Annotated in this window: 4 protein-coding genes and 1 pseudogene; all 5 read right to left on the bottom strand. The window is 47.3% G+C overall.

The genetic code is table 11. The features are described from left to right. Positions 1–26: 26 nt before the first annotated feature. Complete coding sequence (locus Q0R35_RS03600; RefSeq protein WP_295614557.1) at positions 27–422, bottom strand: hypothetical protein; 396 nt, start codon at positions 420–422, stop codon at positions 27–29. A 9-nt stretch (positions 423–431) separates the two neighbouring features. Further along, complete coding sequence (gene fabF / locus Q0R35_RS03605; protein WP_295614562.1) at positions 432–1,703, bottom strand: beta-ketoacyl-ACP synthase II; 1,272 nt, start codon at positions 1,701–1,703, stop codon at positions 432–434. A gap of 121 nt (positions 1,704–1,824) precedes the next feature. Next, positions 1,825–2,064 carry an acyl carrier protein gene (acpP, locus tag Q0R35_RS03610; RefSeq protein WP_295614559.1) on the bottom strand — a complete coding sequence of 80 codons (240 nt, stop codon included), beginning with the start codon at positions 2,062–2,064 and terminating at the stop codon, positions 1,825–1,827. A gap of 258 nt (positions 2,065–2,322) precedes the next feature. Then, positions 2,323–3,939: an FkbM family methyltransferase gene (locus Q0R35_RS03615; protein WP_295614561.1), complete on the bottom strand. Its 1,617-nt coding sequence runs from the start codon at positions 3,937–3,939 to the stop codon at positions 2,323–2,325. Positions 3,940–4,109: 170 nt separating this feature from the next. Next, a pseudogene (locus tag Q0R35_RS03620) lies at positions 4,110–4,516 on the bottom strand (ATP-dependent Zn protease); the annotation flags it as partial.

Here is a 4,516-nt window from a genome sequence, read left to right on the forward strand (position 1 = left end):
TAATATATCGCACCACAATATCAAATTTACGGTTTAATCTGCCGTTTTCTGCTTTTACGCGAAGAAGTTTCTACTTCTAGCTGTGGCGGACAATTATGATGTAGATAGTGAATAATTTCACCCGATTCATCGTACAATTCAAACGCATGGCAAATATCGAAGCTTATCAGTACCTGAGAGACCTTATTAGCTGCTTGATACATTCGATCGACTGAAGAGGCACATCCCCTGGCATGATACTCTTCTCCAATGTTTTCCAAGAAAAACTCTGTAGCTCCCTCTTCAACACGGATGTAAGCCCCACCTTCAAAGAAAGATGAAAGATGAATTTTCGTCCTAATTCCATTACGGATTAGTATCCTGGCAAATTGATTGAGTTCGATGTTAGTGCAAATTTCGCCAGCAAACTCTGACATGTTCATCTTGTATTATCATGCATATTTCTTAAATGCCAGAGTTACATTGTGTCCGCCAAACCCAAACGAATTAGATAGCGCGACATTGACTGTGGCGGCGCGACTGACGTGGGGGACATAATCAAGATCGCAACCCTCTTCAGGGGTTTCGAGATTGATCGTGGGGGGAATTAAATCGTGGTGGACGGCGAGGGCAGATGCAACGCCTTCGATGCCGCCTGCACCGCCGAGAAGGTGCCCGGTCATCGATTTAGTAGAACTGACCGCAATCTTGTACGCGTGGTCGCCGAGAGCCTTTTTAATGGCGGCTGTTTCGGTCGGATCGTTAATTGGGGTGCTGGTACCGTGAGCGTTAATGTAGCTGACGGCTTCGGGTGCTAGTCCGGCATCTTTAAGACATAGCGACATCGCACGGGCGGCATCGATACCGCCGGGGGTCTGTCCGGTCATGTGATAGGCATCGCAGGTCATGGCATAGCCGACGATTTCGGCGTAAATTTTCGCGCCGCGATTGAGGGCGTGTTCGAGTTCTTCTAGTACCAGAATGCCGGAACCTTCACCCATCACGAAGCCATCGCGTCCGGTATCGAACGGGCGACAAGCATGAAGGGGGTCGTCGTTGCGGGTAGAGACGGCTTTGCACGCGGCAAATCCGGCAATCCCCAGGGGTGTAATTGCGGCTTCTGTACCACCGCAAATCATCGCTGTGGCGTAGTCGCCCTGAATTAGTCTAAAAGCTTCACCGATCGCATTTGCACCCGCCGCACAGGCGGTTACGGTACAGCAGTTAGGCCCTTTGGCACCAAGTTCGATCGCAACCAGTCCGGCTGCCATGTTGGCGATCATCATCGGAATCATGAACGGACTACAACGGCTGGGGCCTTTTGTCAAATAGATTTCTTGTTGTTCTTCGAGAATTTTAAGTCCGCCGATGCCCGTACCAACCATTACGCCGACGCGCTCGGCATTAGTGGGATCGATCGTCAATCCTGAATCGGCAATTGCTTGCTTACTGGCACACACCGCCAGTTGTGCGAACCGATCCATCCGTTTGGCGGCTTTTTTTTCGAGATATAAGAGCGGATCGAAATTTTTGAGTTCCCCCGCAATCCGACAGTCGTGTCTAGACGGATCGAAGTGCGTAATTGCGCCAATCCCATTCCGCCCACTTAGCAAGCCTTCCCAATATTCAGCTAGGGTGTTGCCAATGGGCGTAATCGCGCCTAATCCAGTGATAACAACACGTTTGCGTTCGCTTCGCTGTCCTTGTGAATCGGAATTTGCCATGATGAATCCAGAGATGAGAGGTGGGGGTTGCTGGGGTAGTAGGGGTTTGAGCTGCTGTGCTTCATGCGGAGGTTGGCTCCGCATCGCGGCACCGCACGCTCGTCATTTCCGTGCAGCGGTACTAGCCGTTTTTAACGTTGATGTAGTCAACTACGGATTGAACGGTTTGCAGCTTTTCGGCTTCTTCGTCAGGAATTTCGATATCGAATTCTTCTTCTAGTGCCATGACGAGTTCGACGACATCGAGGGAGTCAGCCCCTAAATCGTCGGTAAAGTTGGCTTCAGGCGTAATTTTACTAGCGTCTACTTCCAATTTGTCGGCAATTACGGCTTGCACTTTAGCCAATACATCTGCGCTCATATATGTTCCTTGTTACTGTTATTAATGATAATCCAGTCGCACCCGATCGCCGCTGGCGTAGCCTCTGACATACAAAAGCAAACCAAAGCCATCGCGGATACGTCAATCGCACTCTACATCTTAATATGAAAATGCACGATAGCTGCAAAGAGATGGGAGATGGGAGCGGGGAGATGGGAGATGGGAGTGTGGGGAGAGGGAAGTTTTTAATCCAAAATACTCCTTACTCCTTACTCCTTACTCCTTACTCCTTACTCCTTACTCCCTCGGCTCTACCTTGGGAATGGCAATTGCCTTAATGACTTCGGTAAAATCGGATTCGTTGGCGAGGGGAATTAATTGTTGCAAATAGGGTTGATAGCGGAATAGTTCGTAATCACGATCGAGGAGATATTGAGCGACGGCTAGATCGATGCCTTTAGTGGTGTAGCTATTATAAATAATTGTCGGTGCAAATTTGGCTAATGTGCGATCGCCGCCGTGCAGAATTTTTAGTTCGTTTCCTTCGGTGGAGATTTTAATTATTTCCAATCGATCGATCTTTTCGCGATCGACAAAATCATCGAGTGTCAGGCAACTTACTACTTCAGTTTCGACGGCTGAGTCGAGCGAGTCATCGCGGGTGGCTAGATGGTTGAATTCGCTACTCGACTGTAAAACTAATTCAGAGATACTCGCGCGATCGTCGATGGCGTTCCTGAATATTTTAACATTTTTAATCTGGTTGAGCCGACAAGTTTCGTGCAAGCAATCGATCGCTTTACTATACGGTTCGATCGCGTAGATAGTGCCATTCACCCCAACTCGACTGGCAGCACTAAATGTATAAATACCAACCCCCGCACCGATATCGATCGCATTCATCCCCGGTTGAATATACTGTCGCCAAAATTCTAATTCGCGCTCGAACCAATCGCCTTCTGCTAGCAAGCAGCGGGTAGTCGGACTCTCCAAACTAGCACTAACAGTCAGGGCAATTTCTCGCTCTATTGTGCCAGTTTCGCCACCATCGAACGGAATATAAGTCCACGGACTATCGATCGATAGTTGCGTCCATTGCCAGGGGATTTTTGCTAATCTTTGACTGGCATAATCGATCCCGATTTTTTGCCAATGACTAGCCGATTCTGGTTGGTCTAAATCTAGATAAGCGAGATATAATGATTGTAATATTATCGGATGGTCTAATTCTAAATCGCTAGCTTGATGTAGGTAAATTAATCCTTCTAATTCTTGACTGCCAATGCTGTAAATGCCCAGACGAATCTTCGGGAAAATCAGATCTGGCATCAATTGATTCATCAGATGCAATAGTCGCAATCCGGTATGATTATCCAGGACAATTTGAGTGCGACACAGTACCTCTGTCAGCATTAACATGGCTTGAGTATAGCCATTATCTGTATTTAAAATTCGTTGTAATTGTTCGCTTCTACCGTTGGTAACATGCGTCCGCGTTAAGGGGGGAATGTAGACAATTCCCGGCTCGATTTTGCCTTCGGTGTAGGTAGGTTGCAGGTTATTAATAAAGGCACTAAAAGCAATCCGCGCCGCCTCGCTATAGTTGCCCAACATACAATTGAGTAAGGCTAAATGTGCCGCGCACAATGGGTGGGAATTGAGCTGGGAACCTGCTTGTACGGCATCAAAAGCGATTTCGGCATACAAACCATGAGTGAGCGAGTTATCGCAGCCTTCAGCGGCAATTAGGGCGGCGACGGCGAGATTATTCCACTCCAAAGCTGTCTGTGGTTGCTCCCACTGGCAATTATCTAAAACATGGGTGAGTTGTCGTGTAGCTGTGTCAGTAATTTCTACCTGATTTTGCTTAATGTAGTCTAAATAAAATAGTTTAGGATCGAAATCGATAGTCATGGCATCATTGTTAAGTTTGGTGTTTGTCCTGTAACGATGAAAGATCGATTGATTCACTGTCATCTGACAAAAAGTTCGATCGCTTGGTGATGCAGCCAAGTATTTGGGCGAGAGTCAGTATAAATTATTATAATGTACGGGAAGCGAGGATTTCGGTTAAATGAGATCGCTTATTCACTCGCTAATTTAAGTCGCTCGATCTGTTGACAACAATCGGCAACAGGAGCGCGATTTTGCATCGCAATTACTAAAGCTTGATAAGCAGCTCTATGCGTTTGAATGAGGGTTTTGGCACGCATAGCAGCTAAATTTTCCTGTTGAACCATATCCTGCTGCTGCTTGCCCAACCGAAACAAGACACCTCGAAGTTTTCGCCGATCTTCGCTACCACCTTCCGATCGATCGTAAATCGATTTCTCAGCAGCAATTCCCGCCATCCACACCGCACAATAATTTTGTAACAATTGGCTAGAAATATCTGTTTCTGGTGCGGCAAACATCACCCCACCCTGTGCCGAACGTCCGGCTTTTATCGATTCCCACGCGCTGAGTGTATAGCCAGTAATCGGAATATCTA

It is taken from the genome of Chamaesiphon sp. GL140_3_metabinner_50, assembly GCF_025361915.1.
Classification (GTDB): Bacteria; Cyanobacteriota; Cyanobacteriia; order Cyanobacteriales; family Chamaesiphonaceae; genus Chamaesiphon.

What these genes read in the sequence shown, in the direction of transcription:
- Q0R35_RS03600 (WP_295614557.1), bottom strand. Translation starts at nt 422, where the DNA reads ATGAACATGTCAGAGTTTGCTGGCGAAATTTGCACTAACATCGAACTC.
- fabF (WP_295614562.1), bottom strand. Translation starts at nt 1,703, where the DNA reads ATGGCAAATTCCGATTCACAAGGACAGCGAAGCGAACGCAAACGTGTT.
- Q0R35_RS03615 (WP_295614561.1), bottom strand. Translation starts at nt 3,939, where the DNA reads ATGACTATCGATTTCGATCCTAAACTATTTTATTTAGACTACATTAAG.
- acpP (WP_295614559.1), bottom strand. Translation starts at nt 2,064, where the DNA reads ATGAGCGCAGATGTATTGGCTAAAGTGCAAGCCGTAATTGCCGACAAA.